Source organism: Cronobacter muytjensii ATCC 51329, from assembly GCF_001277195.1.
GTDB classification, from domain to species: Bacteria; Pseudomonadota; Gammaproteobacteria; order Enterobacterales; family Enterobacteriaceae; genus Cronobacter; species Cronobacter muytjensii.
The window spans coordinates 61,196-75,448 of sequence record NZ_CP012268.1 but is presented as its reverse complement, the minus strand read 5'-3'; the positions used below and the strand labels follow the sequence as shown (position 1 = coordinate 75,448).

General features: G+C 54.6%; 17 protein-coding genes. 2 read left to right on the top strand and 15 right to left on the bottom strand.

What is annotated here, in order from left to right:
• Nucleotides 1–2: 2 nt before the first annotated feature.
• From bfr to fkpA, 11 genes are all read right to left on the bottom strand, one after another.
• Nucleotides 3–479 carry a bacterioferritin gene (bfr, locus tag AFK63_RS00380; RefSeq protein WP_038867210.1) on the bottom strand — a complete coding sequence of 159 codons (477 nt, stop codon included), beginning with the start codon at nucleotides 477–479 and terminating at the stop codon, nucleotides 3–5.
• Nucleotides 480–544: 65 nt separating this feature from the next.
• On the bottom strand, nucleotides 545–739 hold the full coding sequence (gene bfd / locus AFK63_RS19945; RefSeq protein WP_007702510.1) for a bacterioferritin-associated ferredoxin: 195 nt from the start codon (nucleotides 737–739) through the stop codon (nucleotides 545–547).
• A 176-nt stretch (nucleotides 740–915) separates the two neighbouring features.
• A complete protein-coding gene (gene tuf, locus AFK63_RS00370; RefSeq protein ID WP_038869252.1) occupies nucleotides 916–2,100 on the bottom strand; it encodes an elongation factor Tu in 1,185 nt (394 codons plus the stop codon).
• Nucleotides 2,101–2,167: 67 nt separating this feature from the next.
• A complete protein-coding gene (gene fusA / locus AFK63_RS00365; RefSeq protein WP_038867180.1) occupies nucleotides 2,168–4,282 on the bottom strand; it encodes an elongation factor G in 2,115 nt (704 codons plus the stop codon).
• Between the two features lie 97 nt (nucleotides 4,283–4,379).
• Nucleotides 4,380–4,850 (bottom strand): 30S ribosomal protein S7, encoded by a 471-nt coding sequence (gene rpsG / locus AFK63_RS00360; RefSeq protein WP_007720812.1) that lies wholly within the window; start codon nucleotides 4,848–4,850, stop codon nucleotides 4,380–4,382.
• Between the two features lie 95 nt (nucleotides 4,851–4,945).
• Nucleotides 4,946–5,320: a 30S ribosomal protein S12 gene (gene rpsL, locus AFK63_RS00355; RefSeq protein WP_002436309.1), complete on the bottom strand. Its 375-nt coding sequence runs from the start codon at nucleotides 5,318–5,320 to the stop codon at nucleotides 4,946–4,948.
• Nucleotides 5,321–5,444: 124 nt separating this feature from the next.
• Nucleotides 5,445–5,732 carry a sulfurtransferase complex subunit TusB gene (gene tusB, locus AFK63_RS00350; protein WP_038867179.1) on the bottom strand — a complete coding sequence of 96 codons (288 nt, stop codon included), beginning with the start codon at nucleotides 5,730–5,732 and terminating at the stop codon, nucleotides 5,445–5,447.
• Between the two features lie 8 nt (nucleotides 5,733–5,740).
• Complete coding sequence (tusC, locus tag AFK63_RS00345; protein ID WP_038867178.1) at nucleotides 5,741–6,100, bottom strand: sulfurtransferase complex subunit TusC; 360 nt, start codon at nucleotides 6,098–6,100, stop codon at nucleotides 5,741–5,743.
• Nucleotides 6,100–6,486 (bottom strand): sulfurtransferase complex subunit TusD, encoded by a 387-nt coding sequence (gene tusD, locus AFK63_RS00340; protein ID WP_038867177.1) that lies wholly within the window; start codon nucleotides 6,484–6,486, stop codon nucleotides 6,100–6,102. Before tusD ends, tusC begins: the two co-directional genes overlap by 1 nt.
• Complete coding sequence (locus AFK63_RS00335) at nucleotides 6,486–7,208, bottom strand: helix-turn-helix transcriptional regulator (protein WP_038867175.1); 723 nt, start codon at nucleotides 7,206–7,208, stop codon at nucleotides 6,486–6,488. Before AFK63_RS00335 ends, tusD begins: the two co-directional genes overlap by 1 nt.
• 175 nt (nucleotides 7,209–7,383) lie before the next feature.
• Nucleotides 7,384–8,211: an FKBP-type peptidyl-prolyl cis-trans isomerase gene (gene fkpA, locus AFK63_RS00330; RefSeq protein WP_038867174.1), complete on the bottom strand. Its 828-nt coding sequence runs from the start codon at nucleotides 8,209–8,211 to the stop codon at nucleotides 7,384–7,386.
• Nucleotides 8,212–8,426: 215 nt separating this feature from the next.
• Between fkpA and AFK63_RS00325 the strand changes: the two genes are divergently transcribed.
• A complete protein-coding gene (locus tag AFK63_RS00325) occupies nucleotides 8,427–8,645 on the top strand; it encodes a SlyX family protein (RefSeq protein ID WP_007720801.1) in 219 nt (72 codons plus the stop codon).
• Nucleotides 8,646–8,699: 54 nt separating this feature from the next.
• Here the strand turns inward: AFK63_RS00325 and slyD are convergent, their stop codons facing one another.
• The 4 genes from slyD to kefG all read right to left on the bottom strand — a co-directional run bounded on the left by slyD (nucleotide 8,700) and on the right by kefG (nucleotide 11,949).
• Nucleotides 8,700–9,284: a peptidylprolyl isomerase gene (gene slyD / locus AFK63_RS00320; protein ID WP_038867172.1), complete on the bottom strand. Its 585-nt coding sequence runs from the start codon at nucleotides 9,282–9,284 to the stop codon at nucleotides 8,700–8,702.
• A gap of 94 nt (nucleotides 9,285–9,378) precedes the next feature.
• Entirely contained in the window at nucleotides 9,379–9,579 is a 201-nt protein-coding gene (locus AFK63_RS00315) for a YheV family putative zinc ribbon protein (RefSeq protein ID WP_004386608.1), read from the bottom strand.
• Between the two features lie 10 nt (nucleotides 9,580–9,589).
• Nucleotides 9,590–11,395, bottom strand: a complete 1,806-nt coding sequence (gene kefB, locus AFK63_RS00310) for a glutathione-regulated potassium-efflux system protein KefB (protein WP_038867170.1) — start codon at nucleotides 11,393–11,395, stop codon at nucleotides 9,590–9,592.
• Nucleotides 11,395–11,949 (bottom strand): glutathione-regulated potassium-efflux system ancillary protein KefG, encoded by a 555-nt coding sequence (kefG, locus tag AFK63_RS00305; protein ID WP_071603777.1) that lies wholly within the window; start codon nucleotides 11,947–11,949, stop codon nucleotides 11,395–11,397. Before kefG ends, kefB begins: the two co-directional genes overlap by 1 nt.
• A gap of 124 nt (nucleotides 11,950–12,073) precedes the next feature.
• Between kefG and AFK63_RS00300 the strand changes: the two genes are divergently transcribed.
• The gene (locus tag AFK63_RS00300; protein WP_038867168.1) at nucleotides 12,074–13,984 is read left to right on the top strand and encodes an ABC transporter ATP-binding protein; all 1,911 of its coding nucleotides are present in this window, start codon (nucleotides 12,074–12,076) and stop codon (nucleotides 13,982–13,984) included.
• The last annotated feature ends 269 nt before the right edge of the window (nucleotides 13,985–14,253 follow it).

The following is a 14,253-nucleotide window of genomic DNA, read 5'->3' as shown; positions in this document are numbered from 1 at the left end:
TGTTAGCTCTGTTCTTTAATCTGGGACTGAATGTAATTCTGCAGGCCAATTTTGCTAATAAGATCCAGCTCGGTTTCAAGCCAGTCGATATGGTGCTCTTCGTCCTCAAGGATTTTGATCATGATATCCCTGCTGACGTAATCATGAATAGAATCTGCATAGGCGATAGCCTCACGCAAATCTTTCGCGCCTTCCATCTCAAGAGTGAGATCGGAGCGCAGCATTTCTTCTACATCTTCGCCGATATGCAGTTTACCCAGGTCCTGAAGGTTGGGGATGCCCTCAAGAAATAAAATACGTTCGATATAAATATCGGCGTGTTTCATTTCATCAATAGACTCATGGTATTCGACATCGTTGAGGCGCATCAGGCCCCAGTTTTTGAACATTCTCGCATGGAGAAAGTACTGATTGATTGCAACAAGCTCATTTCCCAATAATTTATTGAGATAGTTTATTATCTTAATATCACCTTGCATTTTGCTTCCCTCCGCTTCCACTACATGAAGCGTAGATGGGCTGGCGTGGAAGTCAAAATCTGCGGTCAGGCAATTTCCTGATACTCAGGGATCTGCATCAGCTCGTCCTGCATTATTTCGCGGGCAGCGCGAACGCATTTACCACACTGATTGCCAATCGGCATAAATTTACGAAGCTGCTGGAAGGACTGGGGATGATGCTGACGTACCGCCTGCCGTATTTTTTTATCGCTGATACCATTACACAAACAAACGTACATGATAACTCCCGTTCAGTTTATGCACAAAGTGTAAATGAGAATGGTTATGATTACAACGAGGCAGGGACAGACTTTTAATGAGGGATGAGTGTCTTTAGAAAGTGTATAAACCTTTAGAACAACTTTTCCTTATAAAACAAAAGGGCGCCGAAGCGCCCTTTTCAATTCTGAGTTAATTAGCCCAGAACTTTAGCAACCACGCCAGCGCCTACGGTACGGCCGCCTTCGCGGATTGCGAAACGCAGACCGTCGTCCATTGCGATCGGGTGGATCAGGGTGACAACCATTTTGATGTTGTCGCCCGGCATTACCATCTCAACGCCTTCCGGCAGTTCGATGGTACCGGTCACGTCAGTGGTACGGAAGTAGAACTGCGGACGGTAGCCTTTGAAGAACGGAGTGTGACGGCCGCCTTCGTCTTTGGACAGAATGTACACTTCAGATTCGAACTTGGTGTGCGGCTTGATGGAGCCCGGCTTAGCCAGTACCTGACCACGTTCGATTTCTTCACGTTTGATACCACGCAGCAGAACACCTACGTTCTCGCCCGCGCGGCCTTCGTCCAGCAGTTTGCGGAACATTTCAACGCCGGTACAGGTAGATTTCGCGGTGTCTTTGATACCAACGATTTCCACTTCTTCACCAACTTTGATGATACCGCGCTCTACACGACCGGTAACAACGGTACCACGACCGGAGATGGAGAATACGTCTTCGATCGGCAGCAGGAACGGCTTGTCAATCGCGCGCTCCGGTTCCGGGATGTAAGAATCCAGGTGACCTGCCAGCTCGATGATTTTCTCTTCCCATTCAGCTTCGCCTTCCAGCGCTTTCAGCGCGGAACCGCGAACGATCGGGGTGTCATCGCCCGGGAAGTCGTACTGAGACAGCAGCTCACGCACTTCCATCTCAACCAGTTCCAGCAGCTCTTCGTCATCAACCATGTCGCATTTGTTCAGGAACACGATGATGTACGGAACGCCTACCTGACGACCCAGCAGGATGTGCTCACGGGTCTGCGGCATCGGGCCGTCAGTCGCAGCAACAACCAGGATAGCGCCGTCCATCTGAGCAGCACCGGTGATCATGTTTTTCACGTAGTCGGCGTGGCCCGGGCAGTCAACGTGCGCGTAGTGGCGAGTCGGGGTGTCATATTCAACGTGAGAGGTGTTGATGGTGATACCACGAGCTTTTTCTTCCGGCGCGTTATCGATCTGATCGAATGCACGAGCAGAACCACCGTAGGTTTTAGCCAGAACGGTAGTGATGGCAGCGGTCAGGGTAGTTTTACCATGGTCAACGTGGCCGATAGTACCGACGTTAACGTGCGGTTTTGTACGTTCAAATTTTTCTTTAGACACGGCTATATTCCTTACTATAGTGCCCCCTCGCCGAGAGGGCACGGGACTTTGGTTTTAACCCTGAGGCTTATTTGCCACGGGCTTCGATAACGGCCTGAGCGACGTTGTTCGGCGCATCATCATACTTCAGGAATTCCATAGTGTATGATGCACGACCTTTGGTCAGAGAACGCAGCTGAGTTGCATATCCGAACATTTCAGACAGCGGAACTTCAGCGTGGATCTTCACGCCAGTCACTTCGGATTCCTGACCACGCAGCATACCGCGACGACGGCTCAAGTCACCGATAACGTCACCAGTGTTCTCTTCCGGAGTTTCTACTTCAACCTTCATGATCGGCTCAAGCAGAACTGGTTTTGCTTTCTTAAAGCCTTCTTTAAAGGCGATAGAAGCTGCCAGTTTAAACGCCAGTTCAGAGGAGTCAACGTCGTGGTAAGAACCGAAGTGCAGACGAATACCGATGTCTACTACCGGGTAACCTGCCAGCGGACCAGACTTCAGCTGCTCCTGGATGCCTTTATCAACGGCCGGGATGTATTCGCCAGGAATTACACCACCTTTGATGTCGTTGATGAACTCGTAACCTTTCGGGTTAGAGCCCGGCTCCAGCGGGTACATGTCGATCACAACGTGACCGTACTGACCGCGACCACCAGACTGCTTAGCATGTTTACCTTCAATGTCGGTAACCTTGGTGCGAATCGCTTCGCGGTAAGCAACCTGAGGTTTACCTACGTTCGCTTCAACGTTGAATTCACGCTTCATACGGTCAACGATGATGTCGAGGTGCAGCTCACCCATACCAGCGATGATGGTCTGGTTAGATTCTTCGTCAGTCCATACGCGGAAAGACGGGTCTTCTTTAGCCAGACGGCCCAGAGCCAGACCCATTTTTTCCTGGTCAGCTTTGGTTTTCGGTTCAACCGCGATAGAGATTACCGGCTCAGGGAATTCCATGCGCTCCAGAATGATCGGGTGATCCGGGTTACACAGGGTGTCACCGGTGGTCACGTCTTTCAGACCGATAGCTGCAGCGATATCGCCCGCGCGAACTTCTTTGATCTCTTCACGCTTGTTAGCGTGCATCTGTACGATACGACCGAAACGCTCACGTGCGGATTTCACGGAGTTCAGGATGGTATCGCCAGAGTTAACCACGCCAGAGTACACGCGGAAGAACGTCAGGTTACCCACGAACGGGTCGGTAGCGATTTTGAACGCCAGAGCAGAGAACGGCTCTTCATCGCTCGCATGACGCTCAGCCGGAGTATCTTTACCGTCGTCCAGGATACCGTTGATCGCAGGTACGTCAACCGGGGATGGCAGGTAATCAATTACCGCATCCAGCATCGCCTGAACACCTTTGTTCTTGAACGCAGAACCACAGGTTACCAGGATGATTTCGTTGTTCAGAACGCGCTGACGCAGAGCCTTTTTGATCTCTTCTTCAGTCAGTTCTTCACCACCCAGGTATTTCTCCATCAGCTCTTCAGAAGCTTCAGCAGCGGATTCGATCAGGTTCTGGTGCCATTCGTCAGCCAGGTCCTGCATGTCAGCCGGGATATCTTCGTATTCGAAGGTTACGCCCTGGTCTGCATCGTTCCAGTTGATGGCTTTCATTTTCACCAGGTCAACAACACCAGTGAAGCCGTCTTCAGCACCAATTGCCAGCTGCAGCGGAACCGGGTTCGCGCCCAGGCGGGTTTTGATCTGACCAACAACTTTCAGGAAGTTCGCGCCCATGCGGTCCATTTTGTTAACGAACGCGATACGCGGAACTTTGTATTTGTTAGCCTGACGCCATACGGTTTCAGACTGCGGCTGAACACCACCAACTGCGCAGTAAACCATTACCGCACCGTCAAGAACACGCATAGAACGTTCTACTTCGATGGTGAAGTCAACGTGCCCCGGGGTGTCGATGATGTTGATACGGTGCGGCTCATACTGCTTAGCCATACCAGACCAGAATGCGGTAGTCGCAGCGGAGGTAATGGTGATACCACGCTCCTGCTCCTGCTCCATCCAGTCCATAGTAGCGGCGCCGTCATGAACTTCACCGATTTTGTGGTTTACACCGGTGTAGAACAGAATACGTTCGGTAGTAGTGGTTTTACCGGCGTCGATGTGCGCACTGATACCGATGTTACGATAGCGTGCGATGGGTGTTGTACGAGCCATTTGATTCCTCGTTTGTTTCTTTAGGCGCTCAAATTAAGTTGCCCAGGACGGGCGACTCACTTGAAGCGCCCGTCTGGTGACTAACATGCCGAAGGGATTACCAACGGTAGTGTGCGAACGCCTTGTTGGCTTCTGCCATACGGTGAACGTCTTCACGTTTCTTAACTGCAGTACCTTTGTTGTCTGCAGCATCAGAAAGTTCGTTCGCCAGGCGCAGAGCCATGGATTTATCACCGCGTTTACGAGCAGCTTCAACGATCCAACGCATTGCCAGGGCATTACGACGGACCGGACGGACTTCAACTGGAACCTGATAAGTAGAACCACCTACGCGGCGGGACTTAACTTCGACAGTCGGACGAACGTTGTCCAGCGCGACTTCGAAAGCTTCCAGTTCAGATTTACCAGAGCGCTGAGCCAGGGTCTCAAGAGCACTGTATACGATTGCTTCTGCAGTAGATTTTTTACCATCTACCATCAGGATATTTACAAATTTAGCCAGCAGTTCTGATCCGAACTTCGGATCCGGCAGAATTTTACGCTGACCAATGACGCGACGACGTGGCATGGAAATACTCCGTTGTTAATTCAGGATTGTCCAAAACTCTATGAGTTTAGTTTGACAGTAATATAAAACGTTTGGCCTTACTTAACGGAGAACCATTAAGCCTTAGGACGCTTCACGCCGTACTTGGAGCGAGCCTGCTTACGGTCTTTAACGCCAGAGCAGTCAAGCGCACCACGAACGGTGTGGTAACGAACACCCGGGAGGTCTTTTACACGACCGCCACGGATCAGGATCACGGAGTGCTCCTGCAGGTTGTGACCTTCACCACCGATGTAGGAAGTCACTTCAAAACCGTTAGTCAGACGAACACGGCACACTTTACGCAGTGCGGAGTTCGGTTTTTTCGGGGTGGTGGTATATACGCGAGTACATACGCCACGTTTTTGCGGGCATGCTTCCAGCGCCGGCACGTTGCTTTTTGCAACTTTGCGAGAGCGTGGTTTGCGTACCAGCTGGTTAACTGTTGCCATTAAATAGCTCCTGGTTTTAGCTTTTGCTTCGTAAACACGTAATAAATCGTCCCCATATAATATGAGGACGCGGAATTTTAGGGCTGTGCTTAAAGGGTGTCAAGAAATATACAGCGTTCGGGCGTTACCAGGCCATCTGGCTCGCGTGTTTTACTGTGAGTTTGACGAAATCAGTATAGCTAATCGTTTCGACATTGCTCGAAATTTGAGCGACCAATCCTCTGGCTTCAATGTCGTTTTCTAAGGCGCACACCCGGGCGGGTGAGGCCAGCAGCGCAGTCAGAAAGCGGCTGTGGTTAAGCGCGGCGACCACGCCGTCCTGCATCAGCAGAATATCGTCGCTGGCGCGTACCAGACGCAGCAGGGCCTCAAGATCGGTCTGCCAGGGCGAGCGAGAAAGCGTATACAGCATGGCGTTCCTTAAAAAGTCAGCACGACATCGTAGCCATCAAGACGCTCGCGCAGGGCACCGGCGTCGAGCATTTCGACATCAATAACAAACGTCTGTTCCTCACTCAGCCCGCGCTCGCGAAGTGATTCAAGGCACACATAGCAGCGCTCGATATCATACAGCGGCAATACTTTGAACGTGGCGATATAGTCGCGGGCGAGAATCGCCTGCGGCACCTGTCCTGGCAGGATCTGAAAAACGCCGTCGCTTATGAAAAAGACGCCGATCTCCTCCGTTAAGGCTGACATCGCCAGCAACGCATCAAGTCCTTCACGCCCGGATGCGGTGCCATGCGGCGCGTGAGTAAAGACAAAGGCTACCTGTTTCATTAAAATTCTACCACTCTGTCACAGGTCAGCGCGGCTTCCGCCAGCGCGCCGAGGCCGCTCAACACAAACCCTGGCTGGAGATTCGCGCCCGCAAGCCCCTGCTGGCGCGCCTCTTTTTCATCCGTCACGCCGCGGCGCAGCGCTGCCGCGACGCAGATGTGCAACGCCACGCCGTTTTCGTTATGAAGCTGTTCCCAGGCGCGTACCAGATCGAACTCATCACTCGCGGGCGCCGTCAGCTGGTTTGCGTTATACACCCCTTCGCGGTAGAAAAAGACGCTCTCAAGGCTGTGGCCTTCCGCCAACAGCGCTTTGGCAAACTGCAACGCGCTGCTCGCCTGCTGGGTGCCATACGCGGGCCCGGTCACCATCAGGGCAAAACGCATCAGCGATCCTGCCCCTGAAAATCCCCGTTTTTGAACTGGCGGATATAAAGGTAAACCGTGTGTTTGGAGATATTAAGCCGGTCGGCCACCTGGTTGATGGCGTCTTTAATATCGAAGATGCCTTTCTCATAGAGGTTAAGGACAATCTGACGGTTCTTGGCGTTGTTAGAGACGTTTCGGTCGGCGTTCACTTCTTCAATGGTGAACTCCAGCGTCTGGGTGACGAGGTCTTCAACGGACGACGCGAAGTTTACAGACGACGGCACTTCCTGAGTTTCCGGCGGCACAAACGTGCTCATTATCTGCGAGAACGGCACATCCAGATTCATATTAATGCACAGCAGACCAATCACGCGGTGCTCCCGGTTACGGATGGCGATAGTGACCGATTTCATCAGGACGCCGCTTTTCGCGCGGGTGAAATAGCACTTAGACACGCTGCTGTCTGCGCCCGTCATATCATGCAGCATACGCAACGCGAGATCGGTAATCGGCGAGCCGATTTTCCGGCCCGTATGTTCGCCATTGGCAATACGGATCGCCGAGCATTTCAGATCCTGCAGGGAATGCAGCACAATTTCACAGTGGGAGCCGATGAGCATCGCTAACCCGTCCACGACCGCTTCGTAGGAGCGCAGGATATCAAAATCGGTCTGATCGAAGGGACGCTGATCCAGCAGATCGAGTTCGCTGGCCTCATTGGTTAATAGCGAATTGGACATGAAAACATACCACCCTTTACAGCGAGCCTGTCGTCTCTCAAGGTCTGGGCAGACTCATCATTCAGTTGTTACGTAACTCGCTAAAGTAATACAGCGGGTGCAACACTAGCCAGCTTTTATTATACGTGGCTGGGATAAAAAAAACCGCCGCCCTGAGGCGGCGGTCTGCGAAACGTTACTTCGCTTTGGCTGCATCGTCCGCTTTATCACCCGCGGCGGCCTTCGGGGCAGCATCGGCTTTCGCCGCCGGATTGATATCCAGCAGTTCTACGTCAAATACCAGCGTGGAGTTAGCCGGAATGCCCGGAACGCCGTTTTTGCCGTAAGCCAGCTCAGGCGGGATAACCAGCTTGATTTTGCCGCCTTTCTTGATGTTTTTCAGGCCTTCGGTCCAGCCCGGGATCACGCCGTCAAGACGGAAGGACAGCGGCTCGCCGCGCTTGTAGGAGTTGTCGAACTCCTGACCGTCGATAAGCGTGCCTTTATAGTTAACGACAACGGTGTCGCTCTCTTTCGGCGCAGCGCCAGTGCCTTCTTTCTCGACTTTATACAGCAGGCCGGTAGAAGAGGTCTTCACGCCTTTTTCTTTAGCGAATTTTTCACGGTAGGCTTTGCCTTTAGCTTCGTTTTCCGTCGCGTCTTTCTCGACTTTCGCCTGAGCGGCGCCTTTCACGCGGGTTTCGAAAGCCTGCAGGGTCTGCTCAATTTCCTGATCGGAGAGTTTGCTCTTATCAGCAAAAGCGTCCTGGACACCGGCGATCAGCTGGTTTTTATCCAGTTTGATGCCCAGTTTTTCCTGTTCCTTCAGGGAGTTTTCCATGTAACGGCCCAGCGAAGCACCCAGCGCGTAAGCAGATTTCTGATCGTCGTTCTGGAATGCGGCTTTGCTGTCAGCGGCGGCAGTGTTCTGCTGCTGTGCGGCTGGCGCAGCAAAAGTCAGGGGAGCGTTAAACGCCACAGCCATCGTGGTCGCCAGCAGCGTTACTTTAAACAGTGATTTCATCCATTATCTCCAGGGTTGGGGCCTCTCACCCCAGGGGTTATCTTTAAAAACGAAAGTCGTACTATAAAACGTCGCCACGGAAATCAACATAACGACTTTTCCGTTTCGGGCGTTATTTCAGACTTAATTTGTTTAAATAAGTTTCTTTCTGTTGAAGCAACCCGGCAGAATCCGGAAAAGTTGCGTAGAATCGCGACGCAAAGGGGAGAGACATCATGCAAAACGAATCGACAGAGCATCGCATCGCTGAGCTGGAAAGCCGACTGGCGTTCCAGGAAATCACCATTGACGCGTTAAACCAGTCTGTTACCGCACATGAGCTGGAACTCGCGAAACTGCGGGAACAGCTCAAAATCATGGTGGAGAAAATCAAAGCCTCGCAGACGTCGATGATCGCGTCACAGGCGGAAGAAACGCCGCCGCCGCATTATTGACTGACCGAGGCGGGCAGTAAAAAGGGGCGCCGGAGCGCCCCTTTTTTATCTGGCTTAGTGGCAACCACAGCCGCCGTTGCCGCAACCACCTTTACCGTGGTCGTGATCGTGGCTGTGGCCGTGACCGCCGCAGCAACCATCATGGTCGTGATCGTGGTCATGGTGATGACCGTTCGCGCCGTGAACGTGGCCATGAGCCAGTTCTTCTTCGGTCGCTTCACGAATAGCCACAACTTCAACGTTGAAGTTCAGGTTCTGGCCCGCCAGCATATGGTTACCGTCAACCACGACATGGTCGTCGCCCACTTCGGTGATCTCAACCGGCACCGGACCCTGATCGGTTTCCGCCAGGAAACGCATGCCAACCTGCAGCTCGTCAACGCCCATGAAGACGTCTTTCGGTACGCGCTGTACCAGGTTTTCGTCATACTGGCCGTAAGCGTCGTTAGCGCCTACGTTCACATCGAATTTATCGCCAACATCGTGACCTTCCAGCGCAGCTTCCAGGCCGGAGATCAGGGAGCCGTGACCATGCAGGTAGTCCAGCGGCGCACTCACCGGAGACTCATCAACCAATACACCGTCTTCTGTACGTACCTGATAGGCCAGGCTGACCACCAGGTCTTTTGCTACTTTCATGATATCTCCTGAGTGAGGAAAAAAGACTGGCGCCGATTGTAGCCCAAATCGACGCCTGTGTACCCTTTAGCTTAAAGAAACCTGCGGCATCTCGCTAGTCGGGATGAAAAATCCCTATGACTTGCTCATCTTTGCGAACCTTCTCGCGCACTTCTTTATCTGCCTCGCGCATCTGGTGCCCGCACTTCACGCACTCAACAATATCGACCTGATTCTCCCGCCACATCGCGAGAGAATCCTGCGCCTGACATTTCGGGCAGACGGCCCCGGCAATAAAACGTTTACGCACCGCCATAGCTCAACCTCTATTCAAACTCGTCCCAGCCATCCAGCTGGCGTCGTTCCTGTTGCATCTCGCGATGAAAAATTTCTTCCAGTTCACGCCGCGCCTCGCGCACGCGGGAGATTTGCGCGTTATCGGTATGCACCGGCATTAACTCACGCAGCATCCGCATATCGAGCCGGCGGAAATGCAACTGCGCGCGCTGCGCCTGATGCGGATGCATCCCAAGCGAAATCAGCGTCTTGCGCCCCAGCTCCAGCGCGCTGGAAAATGTCTCGCGCGAAAACTGCTTCACGCCGGCCTGCAACAGCTCATGGGCTTCCACGCGTCCACGCGCTCGCGCCAGGATCTCCAGTTGCGGAAAGTGCTGCTGGCAGAGATGCACGATGCGCATCGTGTCTTCCGGATCGTTGCAGGTGACGACGATCGACTGCGCCGATTCCGCGCCTGCGGCGCGCAGCAGCTCAAGCTCTGTCGCGTCGCCATAGTAAACTTTATAGCCATATTTACGCATCAGGTTGACCGCGCTGATATCGCGTTCAAGCACCGTGATCCGCATTTTATTCGCCATCAGCAGACGGCCAATGACCTGACCGAAACGCCCGAAACCGACAATAATCACCTGCGGTTTATCATCTTCCACATACGGCGTCTCGTCATGCTCATCCTGCGCGTTGAAGTGGCGCGCCAGCAGCCGGTCGATGCCTTTCATCACCAGCGGCGTGGTCATCATCGAGAGTGTCACCGTCACCAGCAGCAGCGCCATCTGGTCGTTATGAAATAGCTTCTGCGACGATGCGCTGGAAAAGAGCACAAACGCGAATTCCCCGCCCTGGCTCAGTACGCCAGCAAACTGCAAACGCTCAGTACGACGCAGCCCCTGAAAACGCCCGAGGCCGTACAGCACCGCCATCTTGACGCCTACCAGTACCGCCACGCTCATCACCACCCACAAAATATGGGTATAGAGGACGCCCAGGTTTAACGCCATGCCGACTGAGATAAAAAACAGCCCCAGCAGCAGGCCTTTAAACGGTTCAATGGCGATTTCCAGCTCGTGGCGATATTCGCTCTCCGCCAGCAGGATCCCGGCGATGAATGTGCCAAGCGCCATCGACAGGCCCAGTAAATCCATAAACAGCGCCGAGCCCAGTACCAGCAGCAGCGCAGCGGCGGTAAACACCTCGCGTACGCCGGAGCCGGCGATAAAGCGAAACACCGGACGCAGCAAATAACGCCCGCCGATCAGCATCCCGGCGAACGCCAGCACTTTCATACCGATCTTCAGCCAGTCAGGGTGTTCATCGCCATTGCCCGCCAGCAGCGGCACCAGCGCCAGCGCGGGGATCACCGCCAGATCCTGGAACAATAGTACGGAGAACCCTAACTGCCCGCCTTCGGTGCGGTTCATGCCTTTATCGCGCATCAGCTGCAACGCCATCGCGGTTGACGACATCGCAAGACCGATCCCCCCGACAATCGCCGCCTGCCAGGCGAAATCGGTCAGCATCAGCAGCCCTGCCAGCACCACCGCGCTTAACAGCACCTGCGCCGCGCCGATGCCGAAGATAGAGCGCCGCAGTTTCCAGAGTTTCGAGGGGTTCAGCTCAAGCCCTATCAGGAACATCAGGAAAACAACGCCAAGCTCCGAGAAGTGCAGAATTTCTTCGACGTCGCTGATAAAGCCGAGGCCCCACGGGCCAATCGCTATGCCGGCGAGCAGATACCCCAGCACCGCGCCGATGCCAAGCCGTGCCGCTATCGGCACCGCCACTACCGCGGCGAAAAGAAACAGAATGCCTGCCAGCAGCAGGTCCGAGCCTTCCATCAGAAGCCCCCCGGCGTTAACGGCGCGGTCAGCCAGCGTTCATACGCGTGGCCCTGTGCCGCCAGTTCAGAAAGCGACTGACGACGCGCCCAGTAAATAATCAGCGGCGTCATCCAGTGCATACGGCACATGGCGGCCGTCAGTTCGAAGGGCCTTAAAATGTCGCTCAGGGCATAGCGGTTAAAACCATCGGGACGATAGGCCGTTTCCGGCTCGCCGGTGGTAATGACGCAGCGCCAGTATTTCCCGGCGAGCTGATTGCCGCCCACGCCGCTGGCGAAACCGCGGCTTAACACGCGGTCGAACCACTCTTTTAACAGCGCCGGACAGCTATAGGTATAAAGCGGGAACTGAAAAACGATCACGTCGTGATCGCGCAGTAGCGCCTGCTCATGGCTGATATCGATAAAGAAATCGGGATAGTGGGCATAGAGGTCATGCACCGTGACATTGGGTAATTGCAGAGCCGGCTTAAGCAAAACCCGGTTGGCCACCGAGTCCTGAGATTCCGGATGGGCATACAGCAGCAAAACTTTCGCTGTCTGTGACATCATTCCCCTCCAGGGCGTCGTCATTGTTACTATTTTGGGCTACCATGGCGGCCCCACGCGGTGCCCTAAAGCATCACGTTACATGAATATAATGACAATTTAACATAGTCTGAATCTACGGCGCCTTATGATTGTTTTCTCCTCGTTACAAATTCGTCGCGGCACCCGCGTACTGCTGGACAATGCCACCGCCACCATTAACCCGGGCCAGAAAGTGGGCCTGGTGGGCAAAAACGGCTGCGGCAAATCCACGCTGCTGTCGCTGCTGAAAAACGAGATAAGCGCCGACGGCGGCAGCTTCACGTATCCGGGCACCTGGCAACTTGCCTGGGTGAATCAGGAAACGCCCGCGCTGCCGCAGCCCGCGCTGGAATATGTGATTGACGGCGATCGCGAATATCGCGCGTTCGAGCGCGAGCTTAACGAGGCGACCGAGCGCAACGACGGCCACGCCATCGCCACGGCGCATGGCAAGCTCGACGCCATCGACGCCTGGACCATCCGTTCGCGCGCTGCGAGTCTCCTGCACGGCCTGGGGTTCAGCAATGAACAGCTTACCCGCCCGGTGAGCGATTTCTCCGGCGGCTGGCGTATGCGTCTTAACCTCGCGCAGGCGCTAATCTGCCGCTCTGACCTGCTGCTGCTTGACGAGCCGACCAACCACCTCGATCTCGACGCGGTCATCTGGCTGGAAAAATGGCTGAAAAGCTATAACGGCACGCTGATCCTTATCTCGCATGACCGCGATTTCTTAGATCCGGTGGTGGATAAAATCATCCATATCGAACAGCAAAATATGTTCGAGTACACCGGCAACTACAGCTCGTTTGAGCGCCAGCGCGCCACGCGTCTCGCCCAGCAGCAGGCGACCTACGAAAGCCAGCAGCAGCGTGTCGCGCATCTGCAAAGCTTTATCGATCGCTTTAAAGCCAAAGCGTCCAAGGCGAAGCAGGCCCAGAGCCGTATTAAAATGCTGGAACGTATGGAGCTGATTGCGCCTGCGCATGTGGATAATCCGTTCCACTTCAGCTTCCGTGCACCGGAAAGCCTGCCCAACCCCCTGCTGAAAATGGAAAAAGTCAGCGCCGGTTATGGCGAGCGCATTATTCTGAACTCCATCAAGCTCAACCTGGTGCCCGGCTCGCGTATCGGCCTGCTGGGGCGTAACGGCGCGGGTAAATCAACGCTGATTAAACTGCTGGCGGGCGAACTGGCCCCGATCAGCGGCGATATCGGGCTCGCCAAAGGCATCAAGCTGGGCTACTTCGCGCAGCATCAGCTGGAGTTTTTACGCGCCGACGAGTCGCCGCTGCAACACCTGGCGCGCATTGCGCCGCGTGAAACCGAACAGCAGTTGCGCGACTACCTCGGCGGCTTCGGCTTCCAGGGCGATAAAGTCACAGAAATCACCGAGCGGTTCTCCGGCGGCGAGAAGGCGCGCCTGGTGCTGGCGCTCATCGTCTGGCAGCGCCCTAACCTGCTGCTACTCGATGAGCCGACCAACCACCTCGACCTCGATATGCGTCAGGCGCTGACCGACGCGCTGATTGAGTTCGAAGGCGCGCTGGTCGTGGTCTCGCACGACCGTCACCTGATTCGCTCCACGACTGACGATCTCTACCTGGTGCATGATGGCAAAGTCGAACCGTTCGACGGCGATCTCGATGATTACCAGCAGTGGCTGAGCGACGTGCAGAAGCAGGAGAGTCAGAGCGACGACGCCAGCCGCGAGAAAGACAACGGCAACAGCGCCCAGGCGCGCAAAGATCAGAAGCGCCGTGAAGCCGAGCTGCGCACCCAGACGCAGCCGCTGCGTAAAGAGATAACCCGTCTGGAAAAAGAGATGGAAAAGCTCAACGCCACGCTCGCGAGTGTTGAAGAGAAGCTCGCCGACAGCGCCATTTACGATCCGGCACGTAAGGCCGAAATGAATGAGTGTCTGCAAACGCAGGCGAAGACCAAAGCGGCGCTGGAAGAATGCGAAATGGCATGGCTGGACGCCCAGGAGCAGTTGGAAGCGATGCTAAATCAGCCTTAATGTTCTACGCTGGCAGGCCGTCTGCTGGCGTGGCATCGACGACGGTCTTTCCGCGTCGTTGTCGGGCCCGCGGCCGCCCTGCTGGTGGTCTGCTCGCCATCGTGATTCTGTCTCCAGAGGCAGCCAGCCTGCGCGCTGCGGGTCGCTGTCCCGCTACGTTAAAACGCATCGGTTTCATCCCCGGAGAGGGATAGCAACGGTCAGGTAATACCCGTTCAAAATCATTGAAACAAAAATCATCTTTGCTTACTCTCCAGGCTCTCTACACA

Excerpts from the sequence above, each read along its gene's own strand:
- AFK63_RS00300 (WP_038867168.1), top strand. The coding sequence starts at position 12,074 with ATGATTGTTTTCTCCTCGTTACAAATTCGTCGCGGCACCCGCGTACTG.
- tusB (WP_038867179.1), bottom strand. The coding sequence starts at position 5,732 with ATGCTGTATACGCTTTCTCGCTCGCCCTGGCAGACCGATCTTGAGGCC.
- rpsG (WP_007720812.1), bottom strand. The coding sequence starts at position 4,850 with ATGCCACGTCGTCGCGTCATTGGTCAGCGTAAAATTCTGCCGGATCCG.
- bfr (WP_038867210.1), bottom strand. The coding sequence starts at position 479 with ATGCAAGGTGATATTAAGATAATAAACTATCTCAATAAATTATTGGGA.
- kefG (WP_071603777.1), bottom strand. The coding sequence starts at position 11,949 with ATGATGTCACAGACAGCGAAAGTTTTGCTGCTGTATGCCCATCCGGAA.
- fkpA (WP_038867174.1), bottom strand. The coding sequence starts at position 8,211 with ATGAAATCACTGTTTAAAGTAACGCTGCTGGCGACCACGATGGCTGTG.
- tusC (WP_038867178.1), bottom strand. The coding sequence starts at position 6,100 with ATGAAACAGGTAGCCTTTGTCTTTACTCACGCGCCGCATGGCACCGCA.
- tusD (WP_038867177.1), bottom strand. The coding sequence starts at position 6,486 with ATGCGTTTTGCCCTGATGGTGACCGGGCCCGCGTATGGCACCCAGCAG.
- AFK63_RS00315 (WP_004386608.1), bottom strand. The coding sequence starts at position 9,579 with ATGGCGGTGCGTAAACGTTTTATTGCCGGGGCCGTCTGCCCGAAATGT.
- fusA (WP_038867180.1), bottom strand. The coding sequence starts at position 4,282 with ATGGCTCGTACAACACCCATCGCACGCTATCGTAACATCGGTATCAGT.
- rpsL (WP_002436309.1), bottom strand. The coding sequence starts at position 5,320 with ATGGCAACAGTTAACCAGCTGGTACGCAAACCACGCTCTCGCAAAGTT.
- kefB (WP_038867170.1), bottom strand. The coding sequence starts at position 11,395 with ATGGAAGGCTCGGACCTGCTGCTGGCAGGCATTCTGTTTCTTTTCGCC.
- AFK63_RS00335 (WP_038867175.1), bottom strand. The coding sequence starts at position 7,208 with ATGTCCAATTCGCTATTAACCAATGAGGCCAGCGAACTCGATCTGCTG.
- bfd (WP_007702510.1), bottom strand. The coding sequence starts at position 739 with ATGTACGTTTGTTTGTGTAATGGTATCAGCGATAAAAAAATACGGCAG.
- slyD (WP_038867172.1), bottom strand. The coding sequence starts at position 9,284 with ATGAAAGTAGCAAAAGACCTGGTGGTCAGCCTGGCCTATCAGGTACGT.
- AFK63_RS00325 (WP_007720801.1), top strand. The coding sequence starts at position 8,427 with ATGCAAAACGAATCGACAGAGCATCGCATCGCTGAGCTGGAAAGCCGA.